This is a genomic window from Microcoleus sp. D3_18_C2, from assembly GCF_036702395.1.
Classification (GTDB): Bacteria; Cyanobacteriota; Cyanobacteriia; order Cyanobacteriales; family Microcoleaceae; genus Microcoleus.
Genome location: NZ_JAUBTG010000018.1, coordinates 55,918 through 72,041, shown reverse-complemented (window position 1 = coordinate 72,041; position 16,124 = coordinate 55,918). Strand labels below are relative to the sequence as shown.

The window sequence follows — 16,124 nt, the reverse complement described above, 5'->3', positions numbered from 1 at the left end:
TGTGGCACAGGCATCTTGCCTGTGACTGCTGGTGGCACAGGCATCTTGCCTGTGACTGCTGGTGGCACAGGCATCTTCCCCATGTCCACTTGTGGCACAGGCATCTTCCCCATGTCCACTTGTGGCACAGGCATCTTGCCTGTGACTGCTGGTGGCACAGGCATCTTGCCTGTGACTGCTGGTGGCACAGGCATCTTGCCTGTGACTGCTGACTGTTTCAAAAGCTGTTAGTAAACTATCAATTTCTCGCTCTCTGCCGTAAAGTTTTTGCGGGATTTGAAAACGGTCATAAATATCTTGACATCCTAGGGTAAAAACTGATATATTGTTATGAGTGTGCAGTTGATTTAAACATTCTTCTAAATCGAGTTTAATTCCGATCGCACTTTGATACCGCTCCTCAGAATTTTTCCCCATCAACTTCATCACAATATCGGAAACAATTTGCGGAATTTCGGGATTCACCTGAGATGGAGATAAGGGCTGTTTAGCGAGATGACTGTGTACCAATTCCAGCACATCATTGGTGTCAAAAGGCAATTTGTTTGTCAGCAGTTCGTAAAAGGTAGCCCCCAGGGAATAAAAATCCGTGCGGTAATCTAAACTGCGGTTCATTCTGCCGGTTTGTTCCGGCGACATATAAGCAAGAGTTCCCTCTAAAATGTTGGGATTTTTGATGGTGTAATTCTCGCGCGTTAACTGCGTGGAAATGCCAAAATCGATAATTTTGAGTTCGCCGCTGGCTGGATTGAAGACAATATTTGAAGGGTTAATGTCTTTGTGAATGATGTGGGCGCTGTGAATTTGTTGTAAACTTTCTGTTGTGGCGATCGCAATTCGCAAGAATTCTGCAATACTAAATTTTTGCTGCTGCATCCAAATTTTCAAGGATTCGCCGCCAAAATCCTCAACAAACATTACCAGCGTGTTTTGATATGGCTGCAAATCATAGGCTTTTATACAGCCACTCAGATTCAGAGATTGTGTAATTTTATACTCTGTGCGATAGCGGGCGAGTTCTTGGGGTGTGGGATAATTTTCTTTGAGGACTTTGAGGATGACGGGGAGACTGTCGGGTTGTCGGAATCCTCGGTAAACCAGCGAGTTTGCGCTTTCGTAGATAAGCTCTGTGACTTCAACGCCAGGAAAAGTGAGCATATTCAGCCTGCAGTCAACTTTGCAGTCGAACATAGCATAAATTTGCTCCTCACACCAGAGGGGCGTGAGCCATCAGTCGATTTTAGATTTTAGATTTTAGATTTTAGATTTTAGATTTTAGATTTTAGATTTGACTCCACATCTGAGATTTTAGATTTTAGAAGCCAAGACAGGCTTCCCAGTCAATACAGCTTGTTCGATAATATCAGCGGCGCGCTTAGTTCCGCCCGATCGCCCGATCGCCTCTTGCATCTCGATCGCCCTTTGTTTATACGAATCTTGGGTTAGGACTTTCACAATTGCCGATCGGACTTTAGAAACGCTCAATTCCTTCAAAGGAACCACTTCGCCAACACCCGTATAAGCAATCCGCGCTGCCACTCCCGGCTGATCATTCGCCACAGGAATTGCCACCATTGGGACTCCATTGCTCAAAGATTCCAAAGTCGTATTCATCCCGGCATGAGTAATCGTGAGAGTGGCTTTTTGCAGCAATTCTAATTGTGGTGCATAGCCAACAACGATCGGATTTCCCAGCAAGGGCGGCAAAGATTCGGGAGTCGCACCACCTCCGAGAGATATTACCAATTGAGCGTCTAATCCTTCACAAGCAGAGGCGATTATTTGAAAAACATCCAGCAAGCGATTTTGCACAGTTCCCATCGAAGCATAAATCAATGGTTTGCCAGTTAATTTATCAAAAGGAAAAGGGACTGGTTTGCGCGTGGATCTGTTGTCATAAGGGCCAGTGAAATGGAAGTGTGCAGGTAAATCTTGCCTGGGAAAATCAAATTCTGCGGGTTGTTGGCTGATTTGAGCGAGTTTAGAGTAAAAGTCATTCGGGTGAGAGTAGACAGGTAATTTCCACTTTCGGCGATACTCGGCTATCGGTCCTCGAAGCGGTTTAACAACCAAACTGAGTAACTGATAGCTAATTTGATTGCGTAAACGTGCTCCCCAAGTTGGAGTGTACGGCCAAAGGGTACAAAAGGGAGGAATGTTGGGTTCTCGGTTGACGGCTAAGGCACTGCAAACTGTTATAAAAGGAAGGTTGAGAAAATCCGCGATCGTTCCTCCTTCGAGCGAAACTTGGTCTACAAGCAAAGCTTCTACACCTGCTTTTTTAATGGCGCTTGGAGCCTCTCTGAAAATAGCAGCCGAAATCTGGGTAAAAGTTTTAATAGAAGATCGAAAGGCAGCCAGTCCGCTGAGCTTCCCCTGTTGGCTCAAAGTTTCTGCATTTGTTCCTAGGGGAAACTCATCTTCAGCTAATGACTGGAATTCTAATCCACTGGCTAGAGTTGTGGCTTTAGCATCAGGGAAGTTAAATACAGTAACTCGATGACCGCGACGAAGCAGTTCGCAGCCCAAAGGTATCATAGTGTTGAGGTGGCTGTTGAATCCCGGACAGAGAATGCCGAAGTGAGTCATCAGTAAAGGCTCCTTTGAGGTTAAACTTTTTTTATTGCAGTGGGGTGAGTGGTTTGTGTTGGGGGGTTGGGGCGTGGGGGCGATCGCACTTTTTGGTTATAGATTACTGCTGTGAGGGAGGAAGTTTTGGGGCGTTCCTCGATCGGCTATACAACCAGACTGAGTAAGCGATCGCCCAACTACACTAACTAATAGGTTAGGTTGCCATCGTTATTATCAATTCCTAGTAATGTGACAGAAGATGGCTGATTTCCACCGCGGCAATTGGCAGACAGTTCGTCTCCCTTTATGCTGATGCCTGTGCAAGTTCGGTTGAACGTACTTTGTTCATTAAGATTACCTTGCACGAGTTGTCCATTTTGATTATGAACGCCTTTAATGGTAATGGAAGTGCGCTGACTGGTACCATTTTTTTTGTTACAAGTTGCTGATAATTGAGCGCCATTGATTGAAATGTCCGTGCAACTGGTAGCAAAGGTACTTGCTTTTTGAGCATGAGTCGGCTGCTGAAAGATGGATAACGATAGTACGATTGAAGCCGATAATCCCGACACTTTAATTAAGTTCATGGTCTTTTTTCTGGTTGATTTACTATTTTCAGCCTAAGATAATAACCCTAAAAAGCTTCTAGCTTTTAGTTGAGTATTAACTTAGCCAAATAGTCAGCTTGCGACTCAGAATCTGTGAGATAAAATCCTCAACTTTTGGCTAGGTGTTTCCCTCAAACATAGGCTGCGATCGCTTGGAGAAACTCAGGCATGGCACGCAGGCTTTAGTCATTGCCAGAGAGTGTTACCAGTATATATTTGTATGCGCTCTGCGATACCTAGCCAAAAGTTCAGGTTATCTCCTCAACTAAAGGTTAGTTACTAGCGGATTTGGGTACTCTAGCTCACAATCAAATTCAATCAACTATTAAGGGTGCTAGTTTTGTTTTTGATAAGATTACTAAACCAACCCCAGTGCAACAAAAGGCTCTAGATTTGCTTGGTGTTTCTCTGATTTATACGCAGTAAACCGGGCGCCAAAATCTTTAAAAAGCTTACTCTACACTGAATATGCCTTTGTTTGGTAAATTGGGGAAGTTCAGTGTAATTGGTGATTGGTAATTGTAGCTTGGGTAGAACGAAGGGAAACCGCACATACAATTACTATTAACAGTCAATCGATTTTAGATTTTAGATTTTAGATTTTAGATTGAAGCATTGACTTGCGCGAGATAAATACGTTCGGCAAGCTTCATCGGATACAGGTTTTTGATTTCTCCGTCCTGAGTCTGCGAAGGAATGAATCACGTGGCGGGTATCCTGGATGCTTTCGGTCAAAATCAAAACTCAAAAGTTAACAGTCAACAGTTAATTGTTAACCGTTGACTGTTAAACTGAATGCCTGTGCCGAACTCGCTAGAAACGGTGGGAATGGCTGTTCATTCTTTGGATTTAGCACTTTTGGAGAGCTTACCCTCAAAAGGTTGAACTCCACTATTGGGATAGTTGTCATCGCTGGGGCTAAAAATCCGCACCGCTGCTTCCGAAACGTAACGCATCGCGTTTGCCAAAGATTTAGAAAGATTCATAGAATCTGCCTCTCTTGTCTGAGTTCTGATACTTTTAATATTACTCTGATTTTTGGGCTGTGGATGAGTTTAGCAATATTTATTTGAATTACTTATTGGTCTGCAACAATAAAGCAAGCTGAAGGTTTAAGAAATTACGCATTTTTGGACGATCGACCTTTTGCTGGTAGATTATTTCCTCGCTCAACTCCAGCACTCGCGATCGCCCTCCCGACGGTCAGAAACCGGGTTTTCTAACTCTATTCAAAGGCTGCAACGAAATATTTTCGCAAAAAACCCGGAACGCTTGAGTGTTTGTGCTTAATTCTGAGTTTGTTAAATTCAATATTTATATTGAATTTACCATAATATTAATGTACAAATTAACCGAGATCCGCTATCAAAGGGCATTATAAGCGAATTTATCCGACAAATATCTGCAATCTTCATCAAATATTTACAAAAAGATATGGTGTTTGTCACTATAATTAAGAAAAAGAAGTTTGTCCGGGGTTTTTTTTATGAAAACTACCACAGAAAGCCTGCAGCTCACAGGTTTTGAAGAAATCTTAGAAGACCAGGAACTAACGGTTTCTTCAGCAGATTACAGCCTTTTGACCGATCTCTACCAGCTAACGATGGCCGCTTGTTACGTCGGGGAAGGGCTCGACGGGCGGGCCGCGAGTTTTGAGTTGTTCGCGCGCAGGCTGCCAGAAGGTTTTGGCTACGCGATCGCGATGGGTTTGGCTCAAGTTATCGATTATTTGGAGAAATTTCGGTTTTCTCAGTCGCAAATTGAGGCTTTGCAGTCCACTGGGATTTTTGCCGGCGCCCCGGAACGATTTTGGACTTTACTCGCCACAGCCCGTTTTACTGGCGATGTTTGGGCGGTGCCGGAGGGGACGGCGGTTTTTGCCAATGAGCCACTGCTGCGAATTGAGGCTCCTCTGTGGCAGGCTCAGTTAGTGGAAACTTATTTATTGAATGCCATAAATTATCAAACTTTGATTGCGACGCGGGCAGCGCGGCTGCGGGATGTGGCGGGCCCGGAGGCTAAGTTGCTGGAATTCGGGACGCGCAGGGCTTTTGGGCCTCAAGCTGCTGTTTGGGCGGCTAGGGCTGCTCTGGCTGCGGGATTCGACGGAACTTCTAATGTTTTGGCTGCTTTGAAGTTGGGCCGCAAACCTGTCGGTACGATCGCCCATGCTTTGGTAATGGCTGTTGCCGCCCTCGAAGGCAGCGAGAATCAGGCGTTTGCAGCTTTTCACCGCTATTTTCCGGGGGCGCCACTGCTGATCGATACTTATGATACTGTGGGGGCGGCGCGGATGTTGGCCGATCGAGTAAACAGCGGTGAAATGCAGTTGGAAGGCGTGCGGCTGGATTCGGGCGATTTGGCGGTGCTGTCGCGGGAAGTTCGATCGATCCTGCCTGGGGTTCCAATTTTTGCTAGTGGCGATTTGGACGATCGAGAAATTGCTAAATTAAAAAGTAGCGGTGCTTGCATTGACGGTTACGGTTTGGGAACCAAGTTAGTCAGCGGTTCCCCTGTCAACGGTGTTTATAAGTTGGTGGAAATTGACGGAATTCCGGTGATGAAAGAGGCAAGCGGCAAGGTAACATATCCAGGAAGAAAGCAAATTTTTAGACATATTGAAAATGGGCAAATTCTCGGAGATTGTTTAGGATTGTCGGGAGAAACTATTCACAATTGCGATTCTTACTTACCATTAATGGAGTTGGTTTTCAAGGAGGGAAAACGAGTCAAGAACCAGGAAAGTTTGGAGGATATCGCCAAACGCACTGCTGCTTCTGTCGCCAGTCTTCGACCCGAAACTCGTCAACTTGACAACCCGATTTCGCCGTCAGTGGAAATTTCTACAGATTTGCAGAGTCTCACCGAAAAAACGAAAAAGAGTCAATCGATTTTAGATTTTAGATTTTAGATTTTAGATTGAAGTCAACAGTCAACAGTCAACAGTCAACAGTCAACAGTCAACAGTCAACAATTACCGATTCCCTATGCAGAAGATTGCTCTTTTTGGAACCAGTGCCGATCCACCAACAGCGGGACATAAAACAATTCTGAGTTGGCTTTCGCAACATTTTGATTGGGTAGCAGTTTGGGCGTCGGACAATCCTTTTAAGTCGCACCAAACTTCTCTAGAACACCGATCGGCAATGCTGCTGTTAATGATTCAAGAAATTAATTCGCCCAGACACAATCTTTGCTTGCATCCAGAACTCAGCAGTCCGAGGACTGTGGAAACTGTGGAACAAGCAAAATTGCTGTGGCCGAATGCAGATTTGACGCTGGTAATAGGTTCGGACTTGGTGGGGCAACTGTCTCGCTGGTACAAATTTGAACAATTGTTAAAACAAGTGGACTTGCTGATAGTACCGCGACCCGGTTATCCATCAGAACAATTAGATTTGTGGCAGTTGAGGCGCATGGGTGCAGAGGTGGCGATCGCATCTTTGAGTGCTCCCAATGTTTCTTCTACTTCCTATCGGGAAAAAGGAGACAGGGAAGCTCTGACTCCCACCATCGAAGATTACATCCATAGGGAGCATTTGTACGCATGGCACGAGGCACAAACAAGAGCGAGGGTTGCTCATTAGCTGACTTTAAAGTAGGAGTAGATAATGTTATTTTTTCCGTCGATACCGTGCAGAACCGCTTGTTGGTGCTGTTGCTAATGCGGCCAGACGAACCGTTTATCGATTCTTGGAGTCTTCCCGGTACTTTGGTGCGACACGGAGAGTCTCTTGAAAATGCGGCTTACCGGATTTTGTCTGAGAAAATTCGGGTAAAAAATTTGTATCTGGAGCAATTGTATACTTTCGGAGAACCGGGGCGCGATCCTCGGGAAATTACCAGGGGCAATCGCTATCTTTCGGTGAGTTATTTTGCTTTGGTTCGTTTTGAGGAAGCTGAGTTAATTGCTGGGAGTGTAGTCGCGGGTGTGGGCCACCGCGTCGGCGGCATTGCTTGGTATCCCGTGCAACAAGTTCCTAAGCTGGCCTTCGATCACAATCAAATTCTCGAATACGGATATCGGCGACTGCGTAACAAACTTGAATACAGCCCGGTAGCTTTTGAAGTGTTGCCGGAACTTTTTACTTTGAGCGATTTGTATCAACTTTATACAACTATTTTGGGGGAAAATTTTTCTGATTATTCTAATTTTAGAGCTCGATTGTTGAAATTGGGTTTTTTGTGCGATACCGGTGTTAAGGTTTCGCGCGGGGCGGGCCGCCCTGCTAGTTTGTACCGCTTTGATGCGACCGCTTTTGCTCCTTTCAAAAATAAGCCTCTGGTGTTTATCTAGCTGTTTATTGGATGACATTCGGGGAGCAATTTAGTAACATGAGAATAGAAGCTATTAAGGAGTACGGACTATGAAAGATCCAGATGAATGCGCTAATATTCACGAAGTTCGGGAGGAAATTGATATCATCGATCGAGAAGTGATCGAGGCTTTGAGCAAGAGATTTCAATACGTCATCGCTGCAGCAAGGTTCAAAACGAGTGAAGCTAGCGTTAAATCGTTCGATCGCTTTCACGATATGTTACAGCAGCGGCGCGAGTGGGCTCAACAATCGGGTTTGAATCCTGATGTGGTTGAAAATATTTACCGGGATTTGGTAAATTATTATATTGAGGAAGAGTTGAAACATTACAAATCCAAGTAATCTTTCGCTACATTCAAATCTAGGACTATAGGAAAGTGAGTCCGCGCGGGCGGACTGTTAGCAATATTTATTAGGTGATTTGGTGAGATGAAAATTGCGATCGCACAACTCAACCCTACTATTGGTGATATCTTGGGCAACTCCAACCTAATTCTGGAGGCTGCGAAAAAAGCTGAGGTTGAGGGCGCAAACTTATTGCTAACACCGGAACTTTCCCTGATCGGTTATCCGCCGCGCGATTTGTTAATCAATCCGAGTTTCATTGCAGATGCAGGTGCACAGTTGCTGCAACTGGCGCAAGCTTTGCCGCCGGAGTTGGCAGTCATAGCAGGCACTGCCTTACCTAATGCTAATGCTGTTCAACTAGGCGGAAAATCATTGTTTAATAGCGCTGTTTTGTTGCAAAATGGCGTGGTCAAACAAGTTTTTCATAAACGCTTGTTGCCTACTTATGATGTATTTGATGAAGATAGATATTTTGAACCGGGAGAAAACAGCAATTACTTTTCTATTGGCGAAGTCAAAATCGGCGTGACAATCTGTGAAGATTTGTGGAACAATGAGGAGTTTTGGGGTAAACGCAGTTACGCGGGCGATCCTGTTTCCGATTTGGCAAAATTGGGTGTAGATTTAGTGGTGAATTTGTCGGCATCGCCTTATTCTGCTCTGAAGCGGGGAGTGCGATCGGCTATGTTGCAGCACAGCGTCATCCGCTGCGGGATACCGATTATTTATGCTAATCAAATAGGAGGAAATGACGATATTATTTTTGACGGCAGCAGTTTTGCTGTGAATCGAAAGGGTGATTTAATTCAGGTATTAGCTTCTTTTGAAACGGATTTTGCGGTGCTGGAATATGATGCAGCTAAACAAGATTTAGTTGCCAGCGGGAACGGGCAAGATGCCCGTTCCACAACTGATTTGGGATTAGGTGAAGGACGACAAAAACTAGGTTCGATCGGCAGTGGCGTTGGCAGCGGGAACGGGCAAGATGCCCGTTCCACAACTGATTTGAGTTTTTATCCGGCGGTTGGAGATGCCGAAATTTGGGCTGCTTTGGTTTTGGGAGTGCGAGATTATGTCCGCAAGTGCGGTTTTTCTAAGGTTGTACTCGGTTTGAGTGGCGGGATAGATTCGGCTTTGGTGGCTGCGATCGCCAGTTGCGCGATCGGGCCCGAAAATGTTCTAGGGGTGTTGATGCCTTCTCCTTATAGTTCGGATCATTCGGTTAATGATGCTTTGGAATTAGCCCGAAATCTGGGCATCGCGATCGAAATGTTGTCGATCGACGATTTGATGAAAACTTACGATCGCACTCTCGCCGATTTGTTTGTCAACACAACTTTCGGCATTGCTGAGGAAAATATTCAATCGCGGATTCGAGGCAATCTGTTGATGGCAATTTCTAATAAGTTCGGACATTTGCTACTTTCGACTGGCAATAAGTCGGAAATGGCGGTGGGTTACTGCACCCTCTACGGCGATATGAATGGGGGATTGGCGGTGATTTCCGATGTGCCGAAAACTCGCGTTTATTCGCTTTGTAGGTGGCTGAATTCTGGCGGATATGTAGGGGCGGTGCCCCCGTGCCCGCCCTCTCCCTACCCACCCCCATGCCCGCCCCTGGGAAAGGAAATTATTCCGGTTAATATTATTACTAAACCGCCTAGTGCTGAACTGAAGCCTGGACAAATTGACCAAGATTCTTTGCCGGATTACGATGTTTTGGATGACATTTTGCAGCGGTTGATAGAACATCACGAATCTGCCCAACAAATTGTCGCTGCAGGACACGATGAAGCGGTGGTTAAACGTGTAGTAAAATTAGTGAGGCAAGCGGAGTTTAAACGGCGGCAAGCAGCCCCTGGTTTGAAAATTAGCGATCGAGCTTTTGGTACCGGTTGGCGGATGCCGATCGCCAAATCTTCCTTCTATTAAACCCATCCTTAAACGCAAAATGGTTAACATCGACGGTACTTTTGGCTTCGATTTTCTCGCGGGAACTCTCAGCAACGATACGATTAGAGGATTTGCGGGTAATGATACTATTCAAGGTTTGGGGGGAAACGACCGAATTTTTGGCGATCGGGAAAATGACTTGCTAGCAGGAAATGAAGGCGCTGATACGCTGTCTGGCGGGCAAGGAAGCGATACAATCTATGGAGGACAAGACTCCGATTGGATTTTTGGCGATCGGGGTCAGGATTTGCTAATAGGAGGCGAAGGCAGGGATCTCTTGACAGGAGGCGCGGGGGAGGATTTATTTGTGATGGAAAAAACCGCCGCCGCATCTACTATTAGTGAAGCCGATATAATTACCGATTTTGGCAACGGCAATGATAAAATTGTCTTGACAGAAGGCATGAAGTTTAGCGATTTAGAGCTTTCTGTTTCCAACAACCAAACTATTATGAAAGATAAAAACTCTGGTGATTATTTAGGAGTTGTTTTGGGAAATTCTAATCTGACAGAATCCAACTTTATGTCGCTGTTTGGCGGACTAGATAGGGGTCAGCTTTTGCCAATTTCTGTTAACACGATTATAGCCGATCGCGCGTTAGCGCAGCCCTCGCAGAGGATCGGACTAGAAGTGGCGCAAACTCCCCAAGAACAAGCGACAGGTTTAATGTTTCGCACAGAATTACCAGACGACAGAGGAATGTTTTTCCCGATCGAACCCCCGCGAAACGTGCGTTTCTGGATGAAAAACGTGTTTATTGAACTCGATATGGTTTTTCTGCGGGAAGGCGTCGTGCAGGCGATAATTCCTAACGTACCGCCGTGTTTGAGCGAAACCTGCCCCAACTACGGCCCGGATGTTCCCGTTGACGGAGTGATTGAACTCAGAGGCGGAAGGGCGGCCCAATTGGGATTGAAAGTGGGCGATCGGATTCCCAATTTACCCTAAAAAGGTAGATGAAATCATGTCTGTTTGATTCGGACTTGTATGATGTTAAATTTTGTAGGGGCGGGTTCACCAACAATAATTGCCCATAATCTACAATATAATAAACCCGCCCCCGCCCATACTACCGGACATGATATGATTTTATCGCAGCATTCAACATTTGTGCATCCAATGAATCCTATTGAATTAAAAATAATCCCCAATCAAACTCAAGACGGTTTAGCTTACCAACATTTGCGCTTGCGAATTACAACTCAAGACGGTATCATCACACCCGATGATTTACAAGGTTTGAAACTTCCTCAACACGTTCAATTAAGCCAAGGAATTGTCATTGAAGGTAGAGGAGCAATTTGGCTGTACGGGTATTTAGTGCACGAATGTCATCCTGCAGCTTGGGTTGGATGTTACGATCCGCGATTAGAAGGTGCGGTGGTAGTAGCGACGCACAAGCACGAGGTATCAGTTGGACAGGTATTAAAATTGAGTTTACCGAGCGATTAAGACTCTCCTGAGTTTTAGGTAATAATAAATAAAAATAAAACTTCCCGTGGTGGGGGCATCTTACCTGCCTTAGCGACTGTGAATTTCTTACTCCCTCCCCTTGCTAAGGGGAGGGTTGGGGTGGGGTAAAAAATTTACGAGTCATTTAGCATTGCTATAGCTCCCTCAGAAGATTATTAGCCACAGATGCACGCACAGCAATCCCTATAAATTCACAAAACATCTGCGCTGTTTAGCGTGCAGTTGGTGTTGTCATGCACCTTACTGAATCCGCACTAAGGCAAAAAAATAGTTTGACGGGCAATATACTATTGTTAGTTGTTATTTCTTAGTTATTAATTATGGCAAATTACAGAACTGTATTGTTGTTCAATAGTCTAACTTTAGTGCTAGTTGGGCTAGTGACGGCGTGTCTGAGTTTATTCGGTTCTTCAGTAAAAGGGTTATTTTTGCCGCCTTGTTCTGCCACGTATCCGGGTGCAGGTTTCTTTTTCTTGGCGTTTCAAATGTTATTTTATTTATCGGTAATGGTGTGCGCTTTTACCTTTGGATTGCTGAGAATTATTCAACCCGATCGCCCAGAAAATCGATTTATTTTATATTCGGCACTGTTTGCAGGTTGCTTTCTGTGCAATGAAGTTTTTCGCACCCACGTTCATCTGGGACGTGCGGGTTTTCCGAAAGTTACAATTGTCATATTTTACGCGGTGCTGGCAATTGCATATGGATTAGCTTTTCGGAGACAAATTCGCTCGACTCCCTATGCTTTACTGCTGAGTGGCGTTGGTTTGTTATTTGTTGCCTTTTTTGCAGAAGCGCTGCCTTTAAAAAACGAGATTGTTTCGAGCTTGCTGGAGGGAATACCGAAGCTGTTGAGCGGGATTAATATTGCACTTTATTTTTGGTTTTTGTGTCAGGGTTTGATAGTGCGATCGCTCAATTTTTCTAACAATAAATTACATCCCGAATGAAGTAAGATGAAAATTTGCCGTTGGGTGGGGGCGGGTTTTTGAGATAGTCGGTTTTTGGCAAATATTGTTGGTAAAACCCGCCCCTACATGATTGTATAATCGGTTAAAACTGAGATATTGCACAGTGTCAATTAGCTTTTTAGGAACAGGCTTTCCGGCCTGTTCCACAAGAAAATTTATATGTTGTGGAACAGGCATCTTGCCTGTTGCTGACAATGGTGCCTGTTCCACAAGAAAATTTATATTTTGTGGAACAGGAATCTTGCCTGTTGCTGAAAATGGTGCAAAATATCAGTTAAAACAAAAAGTACCGCTGCGCCATTGGCAAAACTGTTGCCGGTTCGCAAGTTAACAATTCCCCATCCGCCCTGACTTCATAAGTTTCTGGATCGACTTCCATTTGTGGCAAATAATCGTTGAGTTTCATATCTCTTTTACTAATTTGTCGTGTGCCGGAAACTGCTACAGTGGGCTTTTGCAAACCAAGCTGTGCGGCAATGTCTCGATCGCGCGCAGCTTGGGAAACAAACGTCAGACAAGTCGCCCCAATCGCACCGCCAAAACTGCCAAACATCGGCCGCATATGCACCGGTTGCGGCGTCGGAATGCTGGCGTTAGCATCTCCCATCTGCCCATAGGCGATCGCCCCTCCTTTAATTACCAGTTCCGGTTTCACCCCAAAAAAAGCCGGCCGCCACAAACACAAATCCGCCAATTTCCCCTCTTCCACCGAACCGACATACTGACTAATTCCGTGAGTAATCGCCGGATTAATTGTATATTTCGCAATGTACCGCTTCACCCGAAAATTGTCATTAATCCCCTCTGTTTCCCCCCCTTGATAAGGGGGGGTTATCCCTCTTGTTTCCCCCCCTTGATAAGGGGGGGTTATCCCTCTTGTTTCCCCCCCTTGATAAGGGGGGGTTAGGGGGGGTAAATTCCCCCGCTGCACTTTCATTTTATGTGCCGTTTGCCAAGTCCGAATAATCACCTCTCCCACTCTTCCCATCGCCTGCGAGTCAGAAGAAATCATACTAAACGCACCTAAATCGTGCAAAATATCCTCAGCAGCAATAGTTTCCCTTCTAATTCTCGACTCAGCAAAAGCCACATCTTCAGGAATGCCTCGATCCAAATGGTGGCAAACCATCAACATATCTAAATGTTCTTCTAAAGTATTGACAGTGTAAGGGCGAGTCGGGTTAGTTGACGAAGGCAAAACATTAGCTTGGCCACACACTTTAATAATATCCGGTGCGTGTCCGCCGCCCGCCCCTTCAGTGTGGTAAGTGTGAATAGCGCGATTTTTAAATGCGGCAATTGTAGCTTCCACAAATCCCGCTTCATTGAGAGTGTCGGTGTGAATTGCAACTTGCACATCGTACTCGTCAGCGACACTCAAACAAGTGTCGATCGTTGCTGGTGTAGTTCCCCAATCTTCGTGGAGTTTCAAACCCATTGCACCGGCAAAGATTTGTTCGACTAATCCTTGGGGTTGACTGCTATTTCCTTTACCTAAAAACCCTAGATTTACCGGGAAAGCGTCGGCTGCTTGCAGCATTCGGTACATATGCCAAGGCCCAGGAGTGCAGGTTGTGGCGTTTGTACCCGTTGCGGGGCCAGTGCCGCCGCCGATCATTGTCGTGATTCCAGAGGCGATCGCCACTTCAATTTGCTGCGGACAAATAAAGTGAATGTGAGTGTCAATTCCCCCAGCAGTCAGAATCATTCCTTCACCGGCAATTACTTCAGTACCAGGCCCGATAATAATATCTACCCTATCTTGAATGTAAGGATTTCCGGCTTTACCAATTTTGTAAATTTTCCCGTCTTGAATCCCAACATCTGCTTTAACAATTCCCCACCAATCTAATATTAAAGCATTAGTAATTACCGTGTCAACAGCGCCGTCCGCATTAGAAATAGGCGACTGTCCCATGCCGTCGCGAATAACTTTGCCACCGCCAAATTTAACTTCATCCCCGTAGGTTGTGAAGTCTTTTTCAACTTCTATGAATAATTCTGTATCGGCTAACCGGACGCGATCGCCCGTTGTCGGCCCGAAGGTTTCCGCGTAGGCGCGGCGATCCATTCTGTAACTCATATTAATTAGCTCCTTACTTGATTTAATTTTCCCACAAACTGGTTCACCTGTTCTTCTGTTTTAAAGAATCCTTCAGCAATTAAACCAAAGGAATCATTTTGTTCTATTTCTTGATAGTTAGGCAACAAATTAGCAAACTCTTCTGCATCAATGTTTAAATAGTTTGAAATTCTATCTATGTATACCTTAACTTTTAGACCATTCCTAGGCGTGCTTTCAGTTAACAAAAGATTTAAGATAAGTTTGCCATTTTGACTTCTTTCTCTCAATGCCAGACCTTTTGTTGTTGTATTTATCCAAAATATATCTGGTACAACTTCGTCATAAAGTAGTCTATAGACTTTTCCAAATTCATTGCTATCTGCTATTTCAAGTAATTGTTCCAGGGTCAAAGTGGGATTTTTTTTTGATATATTTACAGGTTTTATTTCAGGCTCGATAAACATTTTTCTTGCTAGTAACTCTCTACCGCTTGAGTCACGGAAATACTGGAATGTTGCGACATTGATTCTCACACCATAAGTTTCTGACAAGTATTTAATAATCCTTTCAGAAATAATATCTATCTGTGCAGCTACAATTATAATGTTGTGCTGATAATTCAAAATATCAGGGAATTCTGAGCTAAATTTATCACAGAAAGCATCTTCTAAGTTACTGCCATTTTTAGTCAGTAAATAAGCATTGGCAATTTCTGTAACTCTCTCCTTTGACAAATCCTTAACCCATGAGGCGTAATCCAAGGCTTGTGCTGTTACTTCTCTTGATGTTTTGTCCTTCTTTAACTCAACAATGACTAAATCTCCGTACCTATCTATACATAAAAGGTCAAGTTTTCCACCATAATCAGTAATCACTTGCCGACCAATTACTAAGAGATCATCTGCTAGGAGGGAAATATCATTATCTAGCCAGGTTTCCAAACGAAATTCTAAGTCTAACTTAGATTCGGTAATTTCATTCAATTTATCCTTTGATATTTCCCACAATCTAATTTGATCGGGCATATCGAATTATCCTCCTACTAATTATTCTTTTTAAGTTCGGCCAAAAAGTCTCGTCCCTCTAAAAATCTCATCCATCTAACTCACCATTCACTTTTCCATTGAAGCCGTAGACTTGACGACTACCAACAAACGGCACTAATTGCACTTCCCTTTCATCTCCCGGTTCAAACCTGACTGCTGTACCTGCGGGGATATCCAACCGCATTCCTTTTGTTTGTTCTCGATTAAATTCTAAGGCTTCGTTGGCTTCATAAAAGTGATAGTGGGAACCGATTTGAATGGGTCGATCGCCTTTATTTCCTACCAGCAACCGTAGTATTTTACGCCCTGCATTTAATTCTATTTCGCCTGCTGAAACAATCATTTCTCCGGGAATCATCTTTTCCTCCTCTGAGTCTATGTGGTTGATTTTTTAACGTATCGGATCGTGGACTGTTACCAACTTAGTTCCATCGGGAAAAGTCGCCTCAACCTGGACTTCATGCACCATTTCTGCTATCCCTTCCATCACATCTTCCCGCGTCAGGAGAGTTGTTCCGTAACTCATTAAATCGGCGACGGTGAGGCCATCTCTGGCTCCTTCTAAAATGGCGGCGGAAATGTAGGCTAGTGCTTCTGGATAGTTTAATTTTAAACCTCTTTGTTTGCGGCGCTCTGCTACCAGGGCGGCGGTGAAAATCAGCAGTTTGTCTTTTTCTTGGGGGGTGAGTTGCATTTTTATTCTTGTAAGTGCGATCGCATTATTTGGTTATGATATCGTTTACGGTTGTTGCTGAATGATTAAGAATGA

Annotated in this window: 16 protein-coding genes; 8 read left to right on the top strand and 8 right to left on the bottom strand. The window is 44.5% G+C overall.

Annotated features, from left to right (window positions below; all coding sequences use genetic code 11):
* From QUA88_RS13720 to QUA88_RS13705, 4 genes are all read right to left on the bottom strand, one after another.
* Window positions 1–1,158, bottom strand: a 1,158-nt coding sequence (locus tag QUA88_RS13720) for a serine/threonine-protein kinase (protein ID WP_333272164.1), incomplete at its 3' end; no start/stop codon positions are given.
* A gap of 150 nt (window positions 1,159–1,308) precedes the next feature.
* Window positions 1,309–2,589 (bottom strand): glycosyltransferase, encoded by a 1,281-nt coding sequence (locus QUA88_RS13715; protein ID WP_333056326.1) that lies wholly within the window; start codon window positions 2,587–2,589, stop codon window positions 1,309–1,311.
* 188 nt (window positions 2,590–2,777) lie between these two features.
* Complete coding sequence (locus QUA88_RS13710) at window positions 2,778–3,158, bottom strand: CVNH domain-containing protein (RefSeq protein ID WP_333056327.1); 381 nt, start codon at window positions 3,156–3,158, stop codon at window positions 2,778–2,780.
* An 857-nt stretch (window positions 3,159–4,015) separates the two neighbouring features.
* Window positions 4,016–4,165, bottom strand: coding sequence for an isochorismate synthase (locus tag QUA88_RS13705; RefSeq protein WP_333056328.1), 150 nt, complete (start codon window positions 4,163–4,165; stop codon window positions 4,016–4,018).
* A 500-nt stretch (window positions 4,166–4,665) separates the two neighbouring features.
* On the opposite strand from QUA88_RS13705, the gene QUA88_RS13700 reads away from it, so the two are divergent.
* The 8 genes from QUA88_RS13700 (at window position 4,666) to QUA88_RS13665 (ending at window position 12,223) form a co-directional block, all read left to right on the top strand.
* Window positions 4,666–6,090 (top strand): nicotinate phosphoribosyltransferase, encoded by a 1,425-nt coding sequence (locus QUA88_RS13700; protein WP_333056329.1) that lies wholly within the window; start codon window positions 4,666–4,668, stop codon window positions 6,088–6,090.
* Between the two features lie 76 nt (window positions 6,091–6,166).
* A complete protein-coding gene (locus QUA88_RS13695) occupies window positions 6,167–6,766 on the top strand; it encodes a nicotinate-nucleotide adenylyltransferase (protein ID WP_333056330.1) in 600 nt (199 codons plus the stop codon).
* Window positions 6,727–7,476 carry an NrtR DNA-binding winged helix domain-containing protein gene (locus tag QUA88_RS13690; RefSeq protein ID WP_333056331.1) on the top strand — a complete coding sequence of 250 codons (750 nt, stop codon included), beginning with the start codon at window positions 6,727–6,729 and terminating at the stop codon, window positions 7,474–7,476. The genes QUA88_RS13695 and QUA88_RS13690 overlap by 40 nt, the downstream gene beginning before the upstream one ends.
* A gap of 70 nt (window positions 7,477–7,546) precedes the next feature.
* A complete protein-coding gene (locus QUA88_RS13685) occupies window positions 7,547–7,840 on the top strand; it encodes an isochorismate lyase (protein WP_333056332.1) in 294 nt (97 codons plus the stop codon).
* Between the two features lie 87 nt (window positions 7,841–7,927).
* A complete protein-coding gene (locus QUA88_RS13680) occupies window positions 7,928–9,778 on the top strand; it encodes an NAD+ synthase (RefSeq protein ID WP_333272158.1) in 1,851 nt (616 codons plus the stop codon).
* Between the two features lie 19 nt (window positions 9,779–9,797).
* Window positions 9,798–10,748 (top strand): DUF192 domain-containing protein, encoded by a 951-nt coding sequence (locus tag QUA88_RS13675; protein ID WP_333272155.1) that lies wholly within the window; start codon window positions 9,798–9,800, stop codon window positions 10,746–10,748.
* 171 nt (window positions 10,749–10,919) lie between these two features.
* The gene (gene crn3 / locus QUA88_RS13670) at window positions 10,920–11,252 is read left to right on the top strand and encodes a CRISPR-associated ring nuclease Crn3/Csx3 (RefSeq protein ID WP_333056335.1); all 333 of its coding nucleotides are present in this window, start codon (window positions 10,920–10,922) and stop codon (window positions 11,250–11,252) included.
* Between the two features lie 341 nt (window positions 11,253–11,593).
* Window positions 11,594–12,223, top strand: coding sequence for a hypothetical protein (locus QUA88_RS13665; protein WP_333272152.1), 630 nt, complete (start codon window positions 11,594–11,596; stop codon window positions 12,221–12,223).
* Between the two features lie 295 nt (window positions 12,224–12,518).
* Here the strand turns inward: QUA88_RS13665 and ureC are convergent, their stop codons facing one another.
* The 4 genes from ureC to ureA all read right to left on the bottom strand — a co-directional run bounded on the left by ureC (window position 12,519) and on the right by ureA (window position 16,049).
* Window positions 12,519–14,327, bottom strand: coding sequence for an urease subunit alpha (ureC, locus tag QUA88_RS13660; RefSeq protein WP_333056338.1), 1,809 nt, complete (start codon window positions 14,325–14,327; stop codon window positions 12,519–12,521).
* Between the two features lie 5 nt (window positions 14,328–14,332).
* Complete coding sequence (locus tag QUA88_RS13655) at window positions 14,333–15,334, bottom strand: DUF91 domain-containing protein (protein WP_333056339.1); 1,002 nt, start codon at window positions 15,332–15,334, stop codon at window positions 14,333–14,335.
* A 67-nt stretch (window positions 15,335–15,401) separates the two neighbouring features.
* On the bottom strand, window positions 15,402–15,713 hold the full coding sequence (locus tag QUA88_RS13650) for an urease subunit beta (RefSeq protein ID WP_333056340.1): 312 nt from the start codon (window positions 15,711–15,713) through the stop codon (window positions 15,402–15,404).
* A 33-nt stretch (window positions 15,714–15,746) separates the two neighbouring features.
* Window positions 15,747–16,049, bottom strand: coding sequence for an urease subunit gamma (gene ureA / locus QUA88_RS13645; protein ID WP_006635319.1), 303 nt, complete (start codon window positions 16,047–16,049; stop codon window positions 15,747–15,749).
* Window positions 16,050–16,124 lie beyond the last annotated feature (75 nt).